The sequence below is a fragment of the Aquisalibacillus elongatus genome, from assembly GCF_003843875.1.
In the GTDB taxonomy this organism is placed as follows: Bacteria; Bacillota; Bacilli; order Bacillales; family Alkalibacillaceae; genus Aquisalibacillus; species Aquisalibacillus elongatus.
Genome location: NZ_RKRF01000010.1, coordinates 204,468 through 224,601, shown reverse-complemented (window position 1 = coordinate 224,601; position 20,134 = coordinate 204,468). Strand labels below are relative to the sequence as shown.

The 20,134-nt window shown below is 38.5% G+C and carries 20 protein-coding genes; 3 read left to right on the top strand and 17 right to left on the bottom strand.

Features of this window, described 5'->3' with window-relative positions:
* Positions 1-23 precede the first annotated feature (23 nt).
* Positions 24-1,382: a sensor histidine kinase gene (locus tag EDC24_RS11005; protein WP_170158565.1), complete on the bottom strand. Its 1,359-nt coding sequence runs from the start codon at positions 1,380-1,382 to the stop codon at positions 24-26.
* The gene (locus EDC24_RS11000; RefSeq protein WP_124222519.1) at positions 1,366-2,079 is read right to left on the bottom strand and encodes a response regulator transcription factor; all 714 of its coding nucleotides are present in this window, start codon (positions 2,077-2,079) and stop codon (positions 1,366-1,368) included. Before EDC24_RS11000 ends, EDC24_RS11005 begins: the two co-directional genes overlap by 17 nt.
* An 88-nt stretch (positions 2,080-2,167) precedes the next feature.
* Between EDC24_RS11000 and EDC24_RS10995 the strand changes: the two genes are divergently transcribed.
* Complete coding sequence (locus EDC24_RS10995; RefSeq protein WP_124222517.1) at positions 2,168-2,560, top strand: thiol-disulfide oxidoreductase DCC family protein; 393 nt, start codon at positions 2,168-2,170, stop codon at positions 2,558-2,560.
* 75 nt (positions 2,561-2,635) lie between these two features.
* Here the strand turns inward: EDC24_RS10995 and EDC24_RS10990 are convergent, their stop codons facing one another.
* From EDC24_RS10990 to EDC24_RS10945, 10 genes are all read right to left on the bottom strand, one after another.
* Positions 2,636-3,397: a CAP domain-containing protein gene (locus EDC24_RS10990; protein ID WP_124222516.1), complete on the bottom strand. Its 762-nt coding sequence runs from the start codon at positions 3,395-3,397 to the stop codon at positions 2,636-2,638.
* Between the two features lie 87 nt (positions 3,398-3,484).
* Positions 3,485-4,441, bottom strand: a complete 957-nt coding sequence (locus EDC24_RS10985; RefSeq protein WP_124222514.1) for a Gfo/Idh/MocA family protein — start codon at positions 4,439-4,441, stop codon at positions 3,485-3,487.
* 83 nt (positions 4,442-4,524) lie between these two features.
* Positions 4,525-5,961: an aldehyde dehydrogenase family protein gene (locus EDC24_RS10980; protein ID WP_245998127.1), complete on the bottom strand. Its 1,437-nt coding sequence runs from the start codon at positions 5,959-5,961 to the stop codon at positions 4,525-4,527.
* A gap of 5 nt (positions 5,962-5,966) precedes the next feature.
* On the bottom strand, positions 5,967-7,010 hold the full coding sequence (locus tag EDC24_RS10975) for a homoserine dehydrogenase (protein WP_124222512.1): 1,044 nt from the start codon (positions 7,008-7,010) through the stop codon (positions 5,967-5,969).
* A 12-nt stretch (positions 7,011-7,022) separates the two neighbouring features.
* The gene (locus EDC24_RS10970) at positions 7,023-8,207 is read right to left on the bottom strand and encodes a cystathionine gamma-synthase family protein (RefSeq protein WP_124222611.1); all 1,185 of its coding nucleotides are present in this window, start codon (positions 8,205-8,207) and stop codon (positions 7,023-7,025) included.
* 28 nt (positions 8,208-8,235) lie between these two features.
* Positions 8,236-9,444: a M24 family metallopeptidase gene (locus tag EDC24_RS10965; RefSeq protein WP_124222609.1), complete on the bottom strand. Its 1,209-nt coding sequence runs from the start codon at positions 9,442-9,444 to the stop codon at positions 8,236-8,238.
* Between the two features lie 406 nt (positions 9,445-9,850).
* Entirely contained in the window at positions 9,851-11,521 is a 1,671-nt protein-coding gene (locus EDC24_RS10960) for a PucR family transcriptional regulator (protein ID WP_124222510.1), read from the bottom strand.
* Positions 11,522-11,611: 90 nt separating this feature from the next.
* Positions 11,612-12,937, bottom strand: a complete 1,326-nt coding sequence (locus EDC24_RS10955; protein ID WP_245998134.1) for a DUF2254 domain-containing protein — start codon at positions 12,935-12,937, stop codon at positions 11,612-11,614.
* 41 nt (positions 12,938-12,978) lie between these two features.
* Positions 12,979-14,376, bottom strand: coding sequence for a tyrosine phenol-lyase (locus EDC24_RS10950; protein ID WP_124222506.1), 1,398 nt, complete (start codon positions 14,374-14,376; stop codon positions 12,979-12,981).
* A 170-nt stretch (positions 14,377-14,546) separates the two neighbouring features.
* Positions 14,547-15,920: a dipeptidase gene (locus tag EDC24_RS10945; RefSeq protein WP_124222504.1), complete on the bottom strand. Its 1,374-nt coding sequence runs from the start codon at positions 15,918-15,920 to the stop codon at positions 14,547-14,549.
* 159 nt (positions 15,921-16,079) lie between these two features.
* On the opposite strand from EDC24_RS10945, the gene EDC24_RS10940 reads away from it, so the two are divergent.
* Complete coding sequence (locus EDC24_RS10940) at positions 16,080-16,997, top strand: glycerophosphodiester phosphodiesterase family protein (RefSeq protein ID WP_124222502.1); 918 nt, start codon at positions 16,080-16,082, stop codon at positions 16,995-16,997.
* A 34-nt stretch (positions 16,998-17,031) separates the two neighbouring features.
* On the opposite strand, the gene EDC24_RS10935 is transcribed toward EDC24_RS10940, so the two are convergent.
* Complete coding sequence (locus tag EDC24_RS10935; RefSeq protein ID WP_124222500.1) at positions 17,032-17,562, bottom strand: YceI family protein; 531 nt, start codon at positions 17,560-17,562, stop codon at positions 17,032-17,034.
* Between the two features lie 139 nt (positions 17,563-17,701).
* Between EDC24_RS10935 and EDC24_RS10930 the strand changes: the two genes are divergently transcribed.
* Positions 17,702-18,034: a winged helix-turn-helix transcriptional regulator gene (locus EDC24_RS10930; protein ID WP_124222498.1), complete on the top strand. Its 333-nt coding sequence runs from the start codon at positions 17,702-17,704 to the stop codon at positions 18,032-18,034.
* Between the two features lie 99 nt (positions 18,035-18,133).
* Here the strand turns inward: EDC24_RS10930 and EDC24_RS10925 are convergent, their stop codons facing one another.
* The 4 genes from EDC24_RS10925 to cydS form a co-directional block, all read right to left on the bottom strand.
* Positions 18,134-18,373, bottom strand: a complete 240-nt coding sequence (locus EDC24_RS10925; RefSeq protein ID WP_124222496.1) for a GIY-YIG nuclease family protein — start codon at positions 18,371-18,373, stop codon at positions 18,134-18,136.
* Positions 18,374-19,210, bottom strand: coding sequence for a gamma-glutamylcyclotransferase family protein (locus EDC24_RS10920; RefSeq protein ID WP_170158564.1), 837 nt, complete (start codon positions 19,208-19,210; stop codon positions 18,374-18,376).
* Positions 19,211-19,222: 12 nt separating this feature from the next.
* A complete protein-coding gene (locus EDC24_RS10915; protein ID WP_124222492.1) occupies positions 19,223-19,906 on the bottom strand; it encodes a CPBP family intramembrane glutamic endopeptidase in 684 nt (227 codons plus the stop codon).
* Positions 19,907-20,035: 129 nt separating this feature from the next.
* Entirely contained in the window at positions 20,036-20,134 is a 99-nt protein-coding gene (gene cydS / locus EDC24_RS15520; RefSeq protein WP_425455187.1) for a cytochrome bd oxidase small subunit CydS family protein, read from the bottom strand.

The window sequence follows — 20,134 nt, the reverse complement described above, 5'->3', positions numbered from 1 at the left end:
TCATACCTCAATAACATTAAAATTTAATGAGAATGAAATGAGTGAACCGTTAAAATAACCGTTGTTCCTTGATTTTTTTCACTTTCTAAATCGATTTTAATATTAAGGGTATCTGCTATTTCTTTCGCAACCGCTAACCCTAGTCCTGTACCGCCCTCGTCTCGTGTTCTTGCCTGATCGACTCTGTAAAAACGGTCAAAGATTTTGGCTTGTGCGGAGCTTGGAATACCTATTCCTTGGTCTTTAATCTTTATAACTGGTTGAGATTTCTGTAATAACTCAACATCAATCGCTTCATCGCTATATTTTATCGCGTTATCTATGAAAATATATAGCAATTGTTTTAACTTCTCTTCATCTGTTGAAACTTGAGCACTTTCACTGATATTCAGACGAATGTCGCGGTTGTAGGCTCGCTTCATATTCGTAGCCACATTCGTTACGACGTCTGATAAAGTGACCGTTTCAATATTTAGCTTCCAGTCTTTATCGCGTCTAGCCAGTAATAATAGTTGCTCGGTCAAACCTTTCATCCTTAATGCTTCAGTATGAATAGCTTCGATTGATTCCTTTACTACCTCAGGACGCTCTAATCCTCTACGTTTAACTAAACTCGCATAACTTCCAATAACTGTAAGAGGAGTTCTTAACTCATGTGACGCATTTGAGACAAACGCTTCTTGCTTCTCATAGTTTTCCTTCAGCAAATCCATTAAATCATTAAACGTCTCACTCATCGTCGAGAGCTCATCGTTCGTTGTTTTTTCAATCGGTATATGTTTAAATGATTGGCTACTTTTAATATCATTCATCGTTTGAATTAAAGATTGAATAGGTCGAATGATTAGATCAGATAACAGCCGACCGGATACTAAGATGGGAATGATCGCGATAAATGTTACAAGCATTAAGACTATTCTTAACGTATCTAAATTACTTTCAACAGCATCAAGACTTGAGAAAAACTGTAAATAAACGACCTGTCCATCTTCCCATATCGTTGGCAACTGAACTAATCCGTAACGTTGCCCGTCATAAGTAATCATCTGCGATTGCCGACCGCGTTCAAAATTGGCATCCACCTCTCTGAGTGAAGTCGATTCGTCACCTGAGACCGTTGCTGAAATCACTTGTCCATCCCGATTTACAATTCGAAGCATACCATTACTTGGATCATATACTCTTAAAATATCCTGATAGCTAAATTGTTCATTAGACTGACGTAACCCCGACAACACATTGCCAGCCTCAGATTCAATTCGCTCCATTTCCCGATCATAGGTAATATTGGTAAACGTAAAATAGACCGTGACTGACAACGCCACTATCACAATGACAAATAAAAATGTTGAATATAAGAAAATTTTATTTTTTAGCTTCATAAGCATCCTTCATAACATAGCCAACGCCTCTTACGGTATGGATCAGCTCACGGTCCGTATTGGCGTCTACTTTTTTTCTTAAATAACGCACGTAAACGTCAACCACATTCGTATCCCCTACGTAATCAAACCCCCATACAGCATCCAAGATTTGATCACGAGTTAATACTTGACGTTGATTGTTTAAAAAATATACTAATAAATCAAATTCGCGTGGCGTTAACTCGATTGGATAGTCATTTCTATAAACTTCACGAGTTCCTTCGTTTAATTTCAAATCAACAAAGGTTAACCATTCCTCTTCTGTTTCTTCAGATGTAGAATTAACGTTCACTTGACGTAATGTTGCACGAATTCTCGCTAATAATTCCTCAATTTGAAAAGGCTTCGTCATGTAATCGTTTGCACCTAAATCAAGGCCAGTTACTTTATCTTCGATTGAATCTTTCGCCGTCAGAAGAATGACAGGTGTTTTTTCGTCATCTTTACGAATCCGTCTTAAAAGCTCTACCCCACTCATTTCAGGGAGCATTATATCTAAAATAATAAGATCCCAATCGCCTTCTCGGTATTTTTCTAATGCATCATAGCCAGAGAAAGATTTTTCAACGCCATAGCCTTCATAAGTTAATTCCAACTCTAAAACACGCGCAATTTTCTCTTCATCTTCTATAACTAAAATATTTGTGTCTGCCATCCAAACACCTCTTTTAAAATCTAAACATTCATTTAATTTCATGATATCATAGAATATAACAAGACGTGAGATAAAGGGCGTGTGTGGTATGAAGAAAACCGTACTATTTGATGGCGAATGTAATTTATGTAACGGAATCGTTCAGTTTATTCTAAAACGTGATTACAATAAGCAATTTCAATTCGCCTCTTTACAGGGTAATGTAGGCCAATCACTTATTGAAAAGCATGAGCTACCAGGTGATTTGAGTACATTTATCTTATTAAAAAACGATAAAGTTCTAACTAAATCAACTGCAGCCTTACATGTTTTTAAAGATTTAAAGGGCCTTTGGAAATTTCTTTTTACCTTTATCATTATTCCGAAATTTTTAAGAGATCCGGTATATAACGTAATTGCTAACAATCGGTACAAATGGTTCGGTAAACAAGACCACTGCATGATGCCTAAACCAGAATATAAAGAGAGGTTTTTAGATTAAGCTTTCTATGATAGAGGGTTTGAACACCCTATAAAAAAGCTGTTCCAGATTGTAAAATGGAACAGCTTTTTTCAATTATTTAGCTATAAACATCTGAGTCCAATACGGTGACATATTTCCGCTTGGTTCATAACCAATCCCGATGTGTGTAACGGAATCGTTTAAAATATTTTTACGGTGACCTTCACTATTCATCCACTGTTTTACAACTTGTTCTGGTGATTTTTGTCCTGCGGCGATGTTTTCTGCTGCAACAGTGTAATCAACACCAAATTGATCTAACATCTCAAATGGTGAACCATATGTTGGTGACTGGTGGCTAAAATATCCATTGTCTGCCATGTCAACTGACTTTGTTTGAGCAACATTGTTTAGTTCTTGGTCAATTTTCAATTCAGATAAACCATTCTTCGTTCTTTCCTGGTTGGTCAATCTTACAACCTCTTCGATCATATCATTCGGTGCAGATTGATTATTTTGCGTTTGCTCGTTTGTTTGACTTCCATTTCGGTTTTCATTACGATTTTGATTATTATTTTGATTACCGTCACGATTTGGTTCTACTTCATTGTATCGATTATTAAAATTAAATCCTCTGTCATCATCATTGTTCCAAAAATTATTGTTATCATTGGTGCCATTATCATTAATAAACGGATTATTATTACGGTTCTCAGCTCCGTATTGACCATCCGTACCTTGATTGTCCCCAGCTCCAAAACCAACTTGTTCTAAATCTTGATCACCGTTATTTTCAGCTCCACCTTCCATATTACAACCAGTTAGTAATACGGAAAGAAGCATAATACCAAAAATCCATTTTAATTTAGCCGCCATGACTTAACCTCCTTTTTTAGTCGGGCATTATTAGTTTTAGACATGGGTAAAAAAATATGCTCCCAATTAAAGGGAGCACTGGTATCATCATTTACTTGCTAAAATGGCTTCTAGCACTTTCTGAACTTGATATCCTTCTTCAAAAGAAACTAAGTGAGCATCTTCGCCATCTAATTTTTTAGCTAATTCATCTAATAAATTTAAGGATTCAAGATGGGTTAGTTCAACTTTTGATTGGTCATTTTCTCGGTCTCTCAAATATAATACTCGCCAATTTCTAAGTTCTAACACAGCTTTTTCGCCCAAAATTTTGAGTGACATATGCTCTTTTTGACCGATCTCACTTAAACCATTAAATAAAAATGGAATTTGTTCATTTACTAATAACCTAGCCATTACACCCAACTCTGATGCTCGTTCGTCTAATGGATAGTCAACATGAGATGCTATGTAAGATGGCTGTCCTATAAGTCTCGAGATTAAATGGAGATAATGCGGGCCAATCTCCCGAATAAATCCACCTTGCTCTCGTGTAGCAATCCAGCTATTTTGTTGCCACGCTCTTGGCCAGGTCGGAAAATGCATATTAAACTCAATTCGCTGTAATTCACCAAGCGCTTTTTCATCAAGAAGTTGTTCCATTTTAAAATAAGCCTCTTGATAAGGTAATGGAAAATTCATGGCATGTACCACACCAGCATTCTCAGCTGAGTCATACATTTCTTTAGCTTCGTTAATGTTATTTGCTAAAGGTTTTTCACATAAAATATGTTTGTTGTGAGCTATAATATTTAACGCAATCTCGTGGTGAAATTTAGGTGGTACAGCTAAATAAACTAAATCAATCTCATCGTTTTTTAATAGCTCTTGGTGCGAAGGATATGTTGTTACTTCACCATATTTCTCATTAATTTCTTGAAGACGCGTTTGATTTGGTTCACAGTAACCGACGACTTCGTAACGCGGATGATCAACAAATTGTTTTAATAAACGTTCCCCGACTACTCCTAATCCAATAATACCTACTTGATAAACTTTATTCATTATGAAGTCTCCCTTATCGTTTGTCTATTTTAACTTATTATAACAAAAATCAGCCTGACACTTGTACGGTCAGGCTGATTTTTTTATAGTTTAATGGAGACGACTTTTGGTTCTGTCATGGACTCAATGGAAAACTTAATGCCTTCTCGACCTAAGCCGGAATTTTTCACTCCGCCAAATGGCATTTCATCAATTCGATAATCACTCGTATCATTTACCATAACCCCGCCACACTCTAGGTTTTGAATCGCGTAAAACGCATGATCCAAATTTTTTGTGAAAATACCAGCCTGAAGTCCGTAATTCACATTGTTTGATTTTTCAATCGCTTCTTTTAAAGAATCAACCGGGAATACATTTACGACAGGTCCGAAAATTTCCTCTTTCACAATTGTCGCATCTTCAGGAGCATCAGCGATAATCGTTGGAGCATAGAAAGCGCCATTTCGTTTACCTCCAGCTAAAATCGTTGCACCTTTTTCAACCGCTTCATTCACCCATTCTTCAACTCTCATAGCTTCTTTTTCCGTTATTAATGGTCCGACATTCGTCTCATCTAATAATTTATCGCCTACTTTTAAAGCATTTGTTTGAAAAGCCATTTTCTTAACAAACTCATCGTAAACATCCCGCTCAATATAGATCCGTTGTACGCCTATACAGTTTTGGCCAACTGCTCCGAATGACCCGGCAACGCTTGATGTAACAGCGTCATCAATGTCACAGTCACTCATCACTATGGCTGGCGAATTAGAACCAAGTTCCATGCCGATATGTTTAATCCCTGCTTGCTCTGCAACTTTTCTTCCTGCATCTAATCCACCTGTGAAAGAAACCATTTTTACAGCTGAATGTGTAACAAGTGTTTCACCTAGATCACGTCCTGAACCCGTAATGACGCTCAACATTCCTTTGGGTAAGCCAGCCGCTTCAAACGCATCCGCTAAAAGTAACGCACTTAATGGTGTGACAGATGCCGGTTTTACAACAATCGCATTTCCTGCTGCAATTGCAGGGCCAACTTTGTGCGCAACTAAATTTAATGGATCGTTAAACGGCGTGATAGCTCCGACAACACCTATTGGAAAACGATAATAGTAACCGACCCGATTTTCGCTGCCTTCATTTTGGTCAAAATTAATCGTCTCACCTTTTAATCTGCGGGCCTCTTCTGCACTAATTTCTAACGTTTGCATGGCGCGTTTAACTTCACCACGTGCTTCAGTTATTGTTTTACTACCTTCTGATGCAATCGTCTGAGCATAGAGTTCCTTATTTTCATTAATATAGTCAACCGCACCTTTTAAAACCCTTATCCTGTCATGTGTAGGCCAATCTTGATTATTCTTAAAAGCTGACTCAGCTTCTTCGATGGCCATTTTCATATCAGCTTTAGACGACAGTGGTACATGGGCAATCAGTCGATTATCCTGGGGATCATAAACGCCAAATGTTTGCGACGTTTGCACCCATTTTCCGGCTAACATCATTTTCTCTGCTCTCACTTGCAATTGTTTCATCTTTCTCACCTCACTATAATAGATTTTTTAGCCTGATGCGCATGAATCATATCTATGAGTAAAGAAAACCCTGTCTCTTTAAGTCCAGCACCTGCACCTGTTAACATGATGGGACCAGATAAATCACATTCGTACAGAATAGCATTTGTAGCCCCTTTTACACCTGCTAACGGATGATTTATATCGAGTTTTTCTGGTGCTACATAGGCTCGAACGCCATTATCGGTTTTCTTTATTCTAGCTAGAAGCTTCCACTTTTTGTCTTCAGCTTTTGCTTCTTGTATTTTCTCTTGTGTCATATCAGCTATGCCTTCACAACTAATTTCTAAAGCATTAATCGCTTCACCCATAACATAATGCGATAGTATAGCTGTTTTGTAACGCACATCATAACCTTCAATATCACTTGTCGGATCTGCTTCAGCATACCCGTATTCTTGCGCTTGCTTTAACGCCTGATCAAATGACATACCTTGTTCCATTTCAGTTAAAATGTAATTCGTCGTACCGTTTAAGATCCCAACGACCTCTTGAATATCATTTCCCATGAGTGTCGTTTTCGGAAGTCTTAAAGCAGGTGTTCCACTCATGACCGTACCTTCAAACCCGAAGAAACAATCATTCTCATCCGCTAACGTTTGTAATTCATCAAGTTTTAATGCAACAGGACCTTTATTTGTCGTGACAACACTTTTACCATGTTTAAAAGCAGCTTCGCAATGATCAATCGCCGGCTGGCCTGTTTTGACATCTGTAAACGTTACTTCAACAATTAAATCAGCATTTGATTCCTGTATTGTTTTTAGGCTATCCCAGCCGTATGACTGCGCATCCGGATATTCCTCGACACTACCTTCCTCACGTACCGCCCGCAACAACTCAGGTATACTTAATCCATCTGGATCATAAACGGCACCTTTCATCACATCCGAGACAGCTACGACTTTTGTTTCAAGACCGTATTCAGTTTTTAAATGATCCCGTTTTTCTTCTAAAATCTCAGCTAAACCTTGCCCGACACCACCAAAGCCAATGAAAGCAATATTCATCCAATTCCCCCTTTAACCTCTTGCCAATAAGTGATCTGGTAAATTGGCGAAAGCCTGATTTAAATCTTCAATTAAGTCTTCAATATCTTCAATCCCTGCTGAATAACGTATCAAGCCTTCAGGAATTCCCATAGCGGCTCTTTCTTCTGGTGTGCACTCAACGTGACTAGTCGTTCGGGATGGGCCTACAATCGTTTCGACTGCACCTAAGTTAGCTGCTCTGTTTGCAAACTTTAGTTGCGGTAATAAATGACGAACAGTATCAACGCCACCTTTGACCGAGAAGCTCAACATACCACCGAATCCTCTCATTTGTTTTTTCGCGATGTCATGCCCTGAATGTTCTTCTAAACCTGGGTAAAAGACATCATCGACCCAATCAATCTTTTTTAGATACTCGGCAATTTGTTGCGCGTTTTGATTTTGACGTTCAATTCTTAAATGAAGTGTTTTCATGCCCCGAAGTAGTAAGTATGCCGCCATTGGATCTAGCGTAGCTCCATTAATTTCACGGTAATGATAAATCTGTTCAACTAAATCCTCACGTCCACAAACGACGCCACCTAATGCATCCGCGTGACCACCTAAGAATTTAGTTGCACTGTGAATCACAAGATCAACGCCTAGTTCAATCGGATTTTGATTAATCGGTGTTGCAAACGTGTTATCAATAATGACTAATGCCCCAACATCACGTCCTGCCTGCACCATGCGTTCAATATCTGTAATTTTGACAGTAGGATTGGTCGGAGTTTCTAAATATAGAATCTTACAACCTTTAGCCACTTCCGCTTCAATTAATTCATGATTTCCCGTCTCACATAATTCAACATCGATTTGCTGTTTTGGTAAAAATTCTGTGAAAATTTTATTCGTTCCACCGTAAGTGTCTTTAATCGATACAATCCGATCGCCTGGAAATAAGAATGTACTTAGTGTATTACTAATTGCAGCCATTCCCGTTGAAAAACTTGTAGCTGCCTCAGCATCTTCTAGAATTTTCACTTTGTCTTCAAAAGCTTGAACCGTTGGATTCGTGTTACGACCATAAATGTGGCCTTCTTTATTACCAACAGCGACTTCATACCATTCATCCATGTCGTCATAACCAAAAGACACACTATGAACAACCGGAACCTGTGTTGCCCCGTGAACTAGTTGTTCTTTTTCTCCTGCCCAAAGTGCTTTCGTACCCATTTTTTCTTTTCTCACGAAAATCTCCTCCTTAACTGATTATTCCATCACTGCCGTCTGGTAGTTGAAATGGACTTTGAATCAATAATTCTCTTGGAACATCTGTAAACATCTCGACGCCCGTTTCGGTTACCAGGAAGGACTCACTCATTTCAAGTCCGTAATAATCTAGCCAAATCCCCGGGATAAAGTGGAATGTCATATTTGGTTGCAAAACTGTCTGATCACCTTTTCGAATACTTGCTGTATGCTCACCCCAATCAGGCGGGTAATTTAACCCCATGGAGTAACCTAACCTTGACTCCTTATCAATCCCATAACGTCTTGTTGCTCTTCGCCAAGCTTCTTCTAGCTCTTCTAAGACAATCCCAGGCTTCACGGTCGACATCACTTCGTCGATTCCTTCTGCTACAATTTCAGCTAAACGGTCCAGTTTTTCTGGCGCTTGACCGATATGCGCCGTCCTAGCCAATGGACAATGATAGCGCTTGTAACAACCTGCAAGCTCTACGATGACTGAATTATCCTCTTTGAAATATTGATCACTCCAAGTTAAATGTGGGGTTGAAGTGTTTTCCCCCGTTGGCAACATTGGTACAATTGATGGATAATCGCCACCATATTCTTCTGTTCCTCTAACTAACTCAAAAAAGATACTCGCCGCCGCGTCACATTCCCGTGCGCCCGTATGAATACTTTTTAGTCCTGCATACATCGATCTTTCCGCAATTTTCGCCGCCCGTCTGATATATTCAATTTCTTGTGGCGATTTAATGATTCGAACCCAATTGACTAATTGACTAGCATCTTTAAATGTAGCGTTCGGTAATTTTTCATTTAAAACTTCATACGATTTTGCCGTGAAATAGTACTGCTCTTTCTCAACGCCCACCGCTCGATTTCCGTGTCCAATTTGTTCTAAAATTTCAGCAATAAATTCCATCGGATGGTAGTTTTCTGACTGCACATAATAATCTGGATAAGACATAATGTTCTCGTCGTACATCCACGTTTTCGCCTTAGCACCCGCCGCATCCATAAAACGCCCAATCCAGATTGGCTGAGGCTCATCAATAATTACAATCAGCATTTGATGAACATAAAATGACCACGCATCATAACCAGACAAATAATTCATGTTTGCCGGATCGGTAATCAGAAGAACCTCAATCCCCCGTTTTTCCATGCTCGACTTTGTCTTCTCCAACCGACTTTGGTACTCGACAATATCAAAATCCAACACATTAACTCCTCCCTTCGACTAATTAACTGAATTTTTAGATTTCTTAATTCTATTGTATTGATTTAAAGCATTTTTCGTAATGTTCAAAGTGTATGAAGTTTTTTAATACACTTTTATACACTTTGATTAAAAGAGGCGTTGAGTGAGGTTTCCAGCGGGGGTGTCTCCTCTTCTAGCGGGTACGTTTCCTTCTCCAGCGGGTACGTTTCCCTCTCCACCGGGCCTGTTCCTCTCTCCAGCGGGTACGTTCCTCTCTCCAGCGGGTACGTTCCCCTCTCCAGCGGGTACGTTCCCCTCTCCAGCGGGTACGTTTACCTCTCCAGCGGGCCTGTTCCTCTCTCCAGCGGGTACGTTCCCCTCTCCAATGAAAAAAGCATTGAATTGCCTCGCAATTCAATGCTTCTTAATTAAACTTATTTAACATCCACAGTCTCACGCTGAACTCCAATAAAAAGGAATCGTCAGCGTCGACGAGTGACAACTGAGTTAACTTTTCAATGTTTCTTAATCTATACAACAAAGATTGTCGATGAAGATTTAGCGCTCGCGCGGTTTGGCTTACATTTCCTTTATACTTTTGATAAGTCATAAACGTCTGTATTAAGTCGGCATTCCGTTTTTGATCGTACTCGACTAAAGGTTTCAAAATCTCATGGACCTGCTTTACAATTTGGTCATCCTCTGTCAGCATCATGAGCAATCGATTGACACGCGTTTCTTCAAAAAAAGTTCGCTCTCCAAACCCGTACTGTCTCGTATGTATATCTAATGCAGTTCGGGCTTGCTGATAACTTTCATAAAAAACATTGCCACTCCCGCGATGAAACCCGACCCCCCAAGCAAAATCCAAATTCGCTAATTGCTCATGCAATCGGCGCTCTACCATATCCAAAAAATGATTAACATTTTCCTGATAGGCGTAATCATCTGTCTCTATAAAAATAATTACCTCGCCATCATCAAACGTTGACATCGTCTTACGCCCGAGTTGCTGACTCGCGTGTATAATTTCCTTTTGCACATAATAATTTAAACTGTGCAAAGACGATTGCATCGAACGATCATTTTCGTGCTCCTGTAAATCGATTGTCCGAAAATCTCCGACGATGCAAGCATAAGATTTTGTTAGTTCGTAACCTAACAATTCACCTTTCGATAAAATTTTAGTCGTAAGCTCTTGTTTTTCTTTCGCCAAATCTAATATAAAATTATCCTTCAGACGAATCTCGGTCGTCTCTATCGCATTTTCGGTTAAAAAATAGAGCGCACAAGCAGTTAAACCATGCTCTAATGCGTTCATCGTAAACCATGTTAAATCCTCAGGTTGATGAGGTTTAAAAAGCAAATAACCTTGTTTTTTATCATTCGAAAAAATCGTCAACTCATAACACGTCTCATCATTGACAAAATATTGGTCCAAATGGTGATACAAAGGGTGTTCATCAAAAGGAACTTCTGGATGTTCCAATTTCTTAATCGTTCCTTCTGTCTGGTTGTTTAATACGTCAATCATCCCTGTGTTAAAGTCATAATTGGCTCTTACGATTTGTCGCTGATCACTGATGGCAACCGGTAGTTTAATCTGATCATGTAAAATCCCTAATATGTCATTAAGCGAACCACCACTTAATACACAGTCCGTCAGATGTTGCCGCAACTCTTCTGCACGAAGACGCTCCCATTCATTTTCTTGATTAATCGCATCAATCACTTCTTGAATCACGTCAGAAAAACGAATTTTCCATGGAATGTCTATTAAAATAAAACCGGTCTCTTCGGCCAGTTGAATCACGCGTTCTGGCACATCTAAAATATGCCTACCAGTTGATATAGTTAGCGCAGACGCACCTGAATAAATCACATCTTGCACAAATTTTTCAAACGTTATAGGATCATCCGCACACCCAATCCCCGTCGTTAAAACAAACTCATGTTTTCGGACAAAATTTTCGACTGGCACTTCCATCACGGATACCCATTCAACCGTTGTAGCATTTAAATGTTCATGTCCGGTAATGACTTTAGCTTCATCCATAATATTTAAATTCACGACTTGATCCATCCGAATTCCCATTAGCATCACCTTTGTAAAAAGACATAGTCCTAATCACATTATAATGATGCTTTTGGATTACAGTCAATTTAGAAAATTTAGAAATTTTGTCTATAATTGCAGGAGCTTCTTTTCCTTTTCCTCAAAATAATAACGATCAAGCGGTTTTAGCTGTGAAAAAGCAAAATTCGCTTTTAAATAATCGTATAGCTCCTTAATTAAAATCTTTATACGCTCATCACCTTCTTTTCCAATTAAATATAATGTATCCATGATTACGAATAGCACAGAAACATCATCGTCCATACAATGGATTACTTGATAAAAAGACTGATAGAAAATATCTTTTAATTGGCGTTGCTTCGTGATGACTCTTGGCAAATTCTCTTCTTGGTAGACTAAATCCTCTTTATGATACTTCGTTATGAGCATCAATACTTTTCCCAAATGTTGAATACAATCCACAGCCGTATGTGGGTCATTGATGCCGCTCGACATCGCCCGAAGCGCAATTTCTTCAAGCTTTTGAATCGTGTATTGAACATCTTCACTTATATTACGCTCACTCCCAATTGTAAAAGCATCCAATATATCGTTTGGTAATGTCTTATCTGCCTTTTGGTAAACCGATGCAATAACCGTTGTTTCAACGACGAACGTTCCAATCTCCTCCGTGATCAATACGACCAAATCGTGCTTCGTCGATAACTCATATAAATTTTGATAATCGATAATTTGTAAGTAACCATATCCTGGACTTTTTAAATCTGTTACATGCTGGTACTCACTTGGGATATCAACATCTTTGTGATCTTTGATATAACTAGTCTTCTCGACCTTTTCATGAAATTTTTCTAAGTTCTCTTTAGCTTCTTCTGTAATACTTATAATTAAATTGGACACCTGAATGAACGTTGCCACATGTTGAATAAAAAACGCAAAGAAACCTAAACAAATTAAGGATAGTGCTACTGAAAACGTAGCTGACAAGATCTCATCAGTCGGGTGTTCAACGTGAATAAAAAGTAAACTGATTATAGAATACAAAAATCCACCCATAAAGACACCTAACACAGTTAACGTTCTTTTATCGGTCAAAAAGTTTTGTAACGTGCGAGGTGAAAATTGAGAGGAGTAAGTCGTCAGAACGATCATAATCGTAGAAAATGTGATCGTCGTCATGGTCAGTAGCGCACCGGCAATAACACCTAAAATATCTCTTCCCAATTCTGCATTTGTATATAATATATCAGGGACTAGTTTTGCTACGACATCCAATCGTCCATAATCAATCCAAATAATAACGATGGTTAAAATTAACGCGATTAAACAATAAATCGCCGGAATAACCCAGACACTTTCTTTTAAACGAAGAAAAAATTTTTTAATCATGCAACCACTACTTTTTATTATTAAGTTAAACAATAGCGTTTGCATTTTTGACAATAAAAAACCTCCCGCAGTCGGGAGGCTTCATCTTAAATTAACGTTTTACTTTCAACTAAAGGAGAAAATCTTGCGTTGAAGAAGCGTAATGTTGGTGGTTCATACTCCATTTGTAGGCCTGTAATTTGGTCGCGTTTTTCAAATAGTTCAATTACAGAATCAGCGACAACATCCATATGATTATTAGTATAAACGCGTCTTGGAATTGTTAAGCGCACCATTTCGAGTTTCGGTTTATTATTTTCACCAGTCTCTTTATTTCTGCCGGCTGAGACTATGCCGCGCTCCATGCCACGAACGCCTGAATCTAAGTATAAAGCGCCAGCCAATGCCTGAGCTGGGAACTGATCCTGTGGTATATGTGGCAAGAAGGCTTTCGCATCTAAGAAAATGGCATGCCCTCCAATTGGACGCACAACAGGAATTCCAGCTTCAATTAACTGATCACCTAAATACCTAACCTGATGAATTCGGTGCTCAATAAAATGATCATCCGCCGCTTCATAAATTCCTTGCGCCATAGCTTCCATATCACGACCTGCCATACCACCATACGTCGGCATCCCTTCATAAACGACGACTAACTCGCGTGAGCGAATATACAACTCCTCATCATTCATCGCCAAAAACCCGCCAATATTTACAAGCGCATCCTTTTTGCCACTCATCGTACAACCATCCGAATACGAGAACATTTCTTTTAAAATATTGCGAATCGATTGATCTTGGTAGCCTTCTTCTCGCTCTTTAATAAAATAAGCGTTTTCTACACAACGCGTTGCATCGTAGAAAACCGAAATACCATAACGTTGACATAGCTCATAAACTTCACGCATATTCGCCATACTAACCGGCTGTCCACCTGCCATATTAACCGTCACTGCTAAGCAAACATACGGAATTCGTTCAGCCCCTACGTCATCAATGAGCTTCTGCAGTTTCGTAAGGTCAATATCTCCTTTAAAATCAAGTTCTGCAGAAGAATCATGTGCTTCATCAATAATGACATCAACAAATGTTCCTCCATTGAGTTCTTGATGTGCCCGCGTCGTTGTAAAATACATATTCCCTGGAATATAATCGCCTTCTTTAATCATCAATTGAGATAGTAAATTTTCAGCTCCACGACCTTGGTGCGTCGGGAGCACGTACTGATATCCGTAAATCTCCTGAACGGCATCCCTTAAACGATACCAACTCTTACTGCCCGCATAAGCCTCATCACCAACCATCAATGCTCCCCATTGCTGATCACTCATAGCACTTGTACCACTATCAGTCAAAAGATCAATGTAAACATCCTCTGAGTCGAGCAAAAACGTATTATACCCAGCACGTTTTAGGGCCTGCTCGCGCTCCTCTCGAGACAACATATTCAGTGGTTCAACCGCTTTAATTTTGTAAGGCTCAGCTGTACGACGCTTTTTCATAACACACCATCTCCTTTTTGAAATAGTTCTAATTTTCAGTTTAATTCATTGCTGAAAACTTGCAAGAACATAATGCAAAGAATAAACGCTTTAAATGACTGAAGAGACAGTGCCGGATCGGGGTCTATTGCAAGAAAAAACGACCGCCATCAAGCGGTCGTTTTTTCTTCTTATTTTACATCTTCTAGCATAAACCAGTAATGAACGAGTGTGTCCATTCCTTTATCAAAATTCTCTAAGTTAAAGTGTTCATTCGGAGCATGTAAATTTTCATCTGGCAAGCCGAAGCCCATTAAAACAACAGGTACTTGTAAAATACGATCAAGTTCAGCCACAATCGGAATCGAACCTCCACCACGAATGTAGGCTGTCTCCTCGTTATAAATTTTTTCATAAGCTTTAGCTGCTGTTTGAATAACAGGATGGTCAAATGGCGTTACATAAGGTTTTCCTTTATCAAACGGCGTAACTTCAACGTTAACACCAGCTGGTTTATTTTTCTCAACATGAGCTGTTAAATTCTTAACAATCTCTTCAGGGTCTTGGTCTGGTACTAAGCGACAAGTAATTTTCGCAGCCGCTTCAGATGGTAAAACCGTTTTAATCCCTTCACCCTGGAAACCACCGTATATACCGTTAATTTCAAGCGTAGGACGAACCGAAGTCCGCTCAACATACGTATAACCTTCTTCTCCAGCAAGCTCAGGAACCCCAAGTTCTTGTTGAAGTTTTTCTTCGTCGAACGGAACTTGTGCTAAAGCTTCACGCTCTTCAGCAGACAATTCCGGAATATCATCATAAAAGCCATCTACTAACACTTTATTGTTCTCATCACGGAATGAATCTAAAATTTTAACTAAAGCGTGAATTGGGTTCATGACACCGCCACCGTATTCACCTGAGTGAAGGTCGCCTTTCGCACCTTTAACGTCGATTTGAATACCCGCAAGACCACGAAGGCCATATGTAATCGTCGGTTTACCTTTTTCCACTAACGCAGAATCCGAAACGACAATTAAGTCCGCACTCAACATATCTTCATGCTCCTCACAGAATTTCGGTAACGTTGGGCTTCCAATCTCTTCTTCACCTTCAATTAAAACTTTAAAATTAACCGGTGGTGTATCAACATTGTTTAAGACAGCCTCCATCACTTTCATATGCATAAAAACTTGTCCTTTGTCATCTGTTGCCCCGCGCGCATATAATTTATTATCACGAATCGTAGCCTCAAACGGTTCTGAGTCCCATAATTCAACGGGGTCAACTGGTTGAACATCATAGTGCCCATAAACTAAAACCGTTGGCGCATCGGGATTTTTAACAATTTCACCATACACAACTGGCTTCCCGTCACTTGGCATTACCTCTGCACGTTCAAACCCAATATTTAATAAATCCTCTTTTACCCACTCAGCTGCTTTCACAACGTCCTCATGATGTTCGGATAATGCGCTAATACTAGGAATAGCTAAAAATTCTTTTAGTTGCTCTAAATGTTTTTCGCGGTTGTCTTTTAGATACTGAATAACTTGATTTTGCATTATTCAAACCCCTTTCATTAGAAAAATTCTATTATGATTTATCTTATCACTTCCATGACATCAATTCATTATTGAAACAATAAATTTAGCAAAAATGTTATAATCACCTAGTAAAAAGGTATATGGATATATAAAGTGAAGCTCGTTGGAGTGACCAAAATGAAGAAAAAACTCTTTCAAATATTAATACCAATCATCATCGTCTACTTACTAGTTTTTTATTTACTATACTTAAGACCACAACCACAAGTCATTCAGCACGACTTTTTAGAAAGCAATCATGAAGGACCACTCGTCATTGCGCACCGAGCAGGTGATTTAATTGCACCCGGAAACTCCATGACAGCCATAGAAAAATCTTCAGAATTAGGTGTCGACATGATTGAAGTGGATATCCATATCACTAAAGACGGACATCTAGTACTGATGCATGATCCTTCGGTTGATCGAACAACTGACGGTTCCGGCTTAGTCTCAGAATTCACACTTGAAGAATTTCAAATGTTAGATGCTGGTTTTCATTTTCTCGATATCAATGGTGAATATTCGTTCCGTGGACTTGGCATTTATAAACCCACGTTGCGAGAAGTGTTTGAACGTTTCCCAGATATGAATTATATGTTAGAGATTAAACATACGAATCCGCCAGAATTATATGGTGTTATTTCCCAAAAACTATGGGAGTTAATCCAGGAGTATGATATGCAAGACCAAGTCATGGTTGCATCTTTTGACCAAGAGATCATTGATACGTTTAATGACCTTTCTAACGGCAGTATCGCCCTTGGTACTGGTGAACAATCAGCCTTTAATTTTGTCATCACACATAAACTCTGGGCTAGAAACCTATTCAAACCAACAGGACACGCCATACAGCTCCCTTTACATAATAAATATTTTCAGTTCTTTGCTGAAGATATCATAAAAGGGGCACAGCGACTCGGAATTGACATTCATTACTGGACAGTCAATGATGAAGAAACGATGCGTAAGCTTGTCGATGCCGGAATCGATGGAATTATTACCGACCGACCTGATTTACTAATAGATATTTTAGAAGAAAAAGGATTGAAATAGAAAAAAGCCAGGCTCATCGCCTGGCTTCTCTTATTTATTCTTCGATAACTAATTCAAATGCTGCTGTAAGGTTTACTTCCTTACCGATTAGAACGCCACCTGTTTCTAATGGTGCGTTCCAAGTCAATCCATAATCTTCACGGTTAATTTTACCTTCTACATCAAAACCAGCTACCATATTACCACCCATCGGATCTTTCGCAATTCCGTTTTGATAAACAGTAAATGTTTCTTCGTTCGTTGTACCACGAATCGTTACATCGCCAGTTACGTGATATTCAGAATCACTAACTTTTTTAACTGATTTACTTTCAAACACGATGTTAGGATGGTTCTCAACATCAAAGAAATCCTCTGATTTTAAATGACCATTACGATCCTCGTTATTTGTTTCAATTGAACTTACATCAACCGTTACTTTTACACTTGTATTTTCAAGATCTTTGACATCTCCATTGACCTCTAAATCAAAATCCTGAAATTCACCTTTCGCTTTCGATACCATCATGTGCTTAACTGAAAAGTTAATTGCACTATGAACTTTGTCTAATGTTACATTTGCCATGTTGAACATTCCTCCTCTGAAATAATTAAGTTACTTTATGTAAGTAAGTATATATTTAAAATTTAATTACGTCAAGTAAATAAAAACTATTTTAAAAATCTTTCTTATAAGGTATAATAAAATTAAAGAGGTGAATATCATGGCTGATACAAACATTTGCCCAAAATTCGAAAAAGCATTATCTATCTTAAATAAACGTTGGACCGGCCTAATCGTTTTTCAACTATTAAACGGTTCTCAACGTTTTTGCAATATTGAATCTGAAATCGGCATAAGCGGCCGCGTGTTGTCTGAACGACTGAAAGACCTTGAAAAAGAAGGTATCGTTCAGCGAAAAGTTTACGATGAAACACCAGTTAGAATCGAATATTCATTAACGGAAAAAGGCACCGCTTTGGAACCCGTTTTAAATGAAATCCAAAACTGGTCCGATCATTGGGTCGAACCACAAGAAGAACCGGTCGCAAAATGAGTCCTATCAAAGTAGGGCTCATTTTTATTTCAATATCCTTTTTTCAGAAAATTGAAACTTATATTAAATAAAAAAAGCTTGGGGTGCTTCTCCCAAGCTCTACTTCCTAATCAAACTTTCTTTTTCTACCTTCGATAACTGCTTAATCTTCGCTTCTCGACTCATAGCCTCAGACTTCGTTTCGAACGTTTCATAATAAACTATCTCTACCGGAAGTCTAGTTCGTGTAAATTTTGATGCCTTTCCTTCTAGATGTTTTTTTAACCGCTTGTCTAAATCATTTGTATACCCTGTATACAATGATTTGTCACGGCATCGTAGCATATAGGTATAATGCACTTACTTCCCCACCCTTAAATTTCTTACTCGCTGTTCAATTTTTTCTAAATATGATGCCGATAAGTGCGGCTCCCCTCCGCGCAAAATCTCATTTAAATAGTGATCCGGCGGCGAGGTTTCATTCATTTTTTCTTTCACAATAAAGGTTAGCATTGGTCTTTTCTCACCATCAAATTTCACGTCAACTACAGCAGGTCTATATTTACCAATATGTACCCCTTCCCGTTCGTACAAGTAATCTAGAGCTTTCTCACTAATACGATACACAATACCTTCAACCTCGTGAGTATTCGCTTCAACAATATCTGCACGCCCTCCGTCATGTGAACTCACCGTAAATCGAAGTTCATGTCGTGGCAAAACTCCCACCCCGAGTGTCTCAAACTGCTTCAGCATACCTGCCTGCTCAATCCGCTCATGATCCATACAAGATCCATACGCGAAATATAATGGTGTGCCTTGTTCAAGTAATTTTTTTAATCGCCAATCATTATGCGGAACTTTTTCATGTTGAGATGAATGGTGATAATAATAAACATAGGCTTCCATACTGCCCACATCTGAATAAATCATTCGCTTACTTCTCATATAATGATTATGTTCAGAGTCATCTTTATAACCTTCTAACGCATCGACTTTCGCGAGCGTCTCAGAATCTATTTCATACACTTCACCATAAACCAGATTGTCTGAATCAATCACCATCGCAGGATAGTCATAACCTGTATCGATCAAAAATCCTTCTGTCCAACTTTGCTCTGAGATCAGTGTCGCTTGTTTTAAGAAATCGTGGTTACGCTCACCTTTTCTCAACGTCCCGTAAACAAATAACTTCATACCCATTCTCCTTTACAACGTCCAAAATAAATAGAAACCAATAGATACAACCGCAATATCCGCAAAAATATGCAAAATCCAAGAATTCAAGAAGTTATTCGATTTTGTATTTAAATAACAAAACACTAACCCAACCACAAACAAGCCAACTAATGCGAGAAGTGTCAGCCAAATGTTAAACCATGTTGCAAAAATCGCAACATGATATACCGCAAACAATCCCGAGGAATAGAGATAACCTAAAATCGGCAAGTCTGATTGATAAAATTTAAGAAAAATAAAGCCTCTAAAATAAAACTCTTCCAACAAAGAATTAACAAACGTGATATAAACCGCTATCCAGATGTACTCTTTAAACGAGATCCCAAGTCGATCCCTAAGGTCAGAAATAATTGCTTCGCCTTCAATAAAACCTTGCAGCAGAATATAGGTACCGATTAAAATAATCATCGATAAAAGTCCTAAACCAAAGCCTAGCTTTAACCGATCCCAATCGATTTGATTAAACCTCAGAAAATCAAAAATCGAATCTTTTAAGAAATATTTAATATAAACGAGCGGTATGATTAAGAAAAGTCCAATCTTACTACTCGTCTTTACTAAATAATGTGCTCCAAATACTTGCTCAATCATATAAAGCAGTAAACAGCTTAATGCTGTCAAAATCACAATATGTACTATAAATTTCCGATCCATCTTCTCACCCTGTTTTTTAGGAATATTATAACAAAAAGCTAAGAAAACTACGATATTGGATTCAAAATTACTAGTGCTCGCACTCCACACAACAAAACCCGTGAATTCTAAAATTCACGGGTTTCCACTTCACTTCACAGCATCATCTTTTAACCCTGACCAAAAGGCTAGAAAAATTGACACAATCACCACTATAAACGGCGCGTACGTAATTAAGAAATGATCCAT

Excerpts from the sequence above, each read along its gene's own strand:
- EDC24_RS11005 (WP_170158565.1), bottom strand. The coding sequence starts at position 1,382 with ATGAAGCTAAAAAATAAAATTTTCTTATATTCAACATTTTTATTTGTC.
- EDC24_RS11000 (WP_124222519.1), bottom strand. The coding sequence starts at position 2,079 with ATGGCAGACACAAATATTTTAGTTATAGAAGATGAAGAGAAAATTGCG.
- EDC24_RS10995 (WP_124222517.1), top strand. The coding sequence starts at position 2,168 with ATGAAGAAAACCGTACTATTTGATGGCGAATGTAATTTATGTAACGGA.
- EDC24_RS10990 (WP_124222516.1), bottom strand. The coding sequence starts at position 3,397 with ATGGCGGCTAAATTAAAATGGATTTTTGGTATTATGCTTCTTTCCGTA.
- EDC24_RS10985 (WP_124222514.1), bottom strand. The coding sequence starts at position 4,441 with ATGAATAAAGTTTATCAAGTAGGTATTATTGGATTAGGAGTAGTCGGG.
- EDC24_RS10980 (WP_245998127.1), bottom strand. The coding sequence starts at position 5,961 with ATGAAACAATTGCAAGTGAGAGCAGAGAAAATGATGTTAGCCGGAAAA.
- EDC24_RS10975 (WP_124222512.1), bottom strand. The coding sequence starts at position 7,010 with ATGAATATTGCTTTCATTGGCTTTGGTGGTGTCGGGCAAGGTTTAGCT.
- EDC24_RS10970 (WP_124222611.1), bottom strand. The coding sequence starts at position 8,207 with ATGGGTACGAAAGCACTTTGGGCAGGAGAAAAAGAACAACTAGTTCAC.
- EDC24_RS10960 (WP_124222510.1), bottom strand. The coding sequence starts at position 11,521 with ATGGGAATTCGGATGGATCAAGTCGTGAATTTAAATATTATGGATGAA.
- EDC24_RS10955 (WP_245998134.1), bottom strand. The coding sequence starts at position 12,937 with ATGCAAACGCTATTGTTTAACTTAATAATAAAAAGTAGTGGTTGCATG.
- EDC24_RS10950 (WP_124222506.1), bottom strand. The coding sequence starts at position 14,376 with ATGAAAAAGCGTCGTACAGCTGAGCCTTACAAAATTAAAGCGGTTGAA.
- EDC24_RS10945 (WP_124222504.1), bottom strand. The coding sequence starts at position 15,920 with ATGCAAAATCAAGTTATTCAGTATCTAAAAGACAACCGCGAAAAACAT.
- EDC24_RS10940 (WP_124222502.1), top strand. The coding sequence starts at position 16,080 with ATGAAGAAAAAACTCTTTCAAATATTAATACCAATCATCATCGTCTAC.
- EDC24_RS10935 (WP_124222500.1), bottom strand. The coding sequence starts at position 17,562 with ATGGCAAATGTAACATTAGACAAAGTTCATAGTGCAATTAACTTTTCA.
- EDC24_RS10930 (WP_124222498.1), top strand. The coding sequence starts at position 17,702 with ATGGCTGATACAAACATTTGCCCAAAATTCGAAAAAGCATTATCTATC.
- EDC24_RS10920 (WP_170158564.1), bottom strand. The coding sequence starts at position 19,210 with ATGAAGTTATTTGTTTACGGGACGTTGAGAAAAGGTGAGCGTAACCAC.
- EDC24_RS10915 (WP_124222492.1), bottom strand. The coding sequence starts at position 19,906 with ATGGATCGGAAATTTATAGTACATATTGTGATTTTGACAGCATTAAGC.
- cydS (WP_425455187.1), bottom strand. The coding sequence starts at position 20,134 with ATGGATCATTTCTTAATTACGTACGCGCCGTTTATAGTGGTGATTGTG.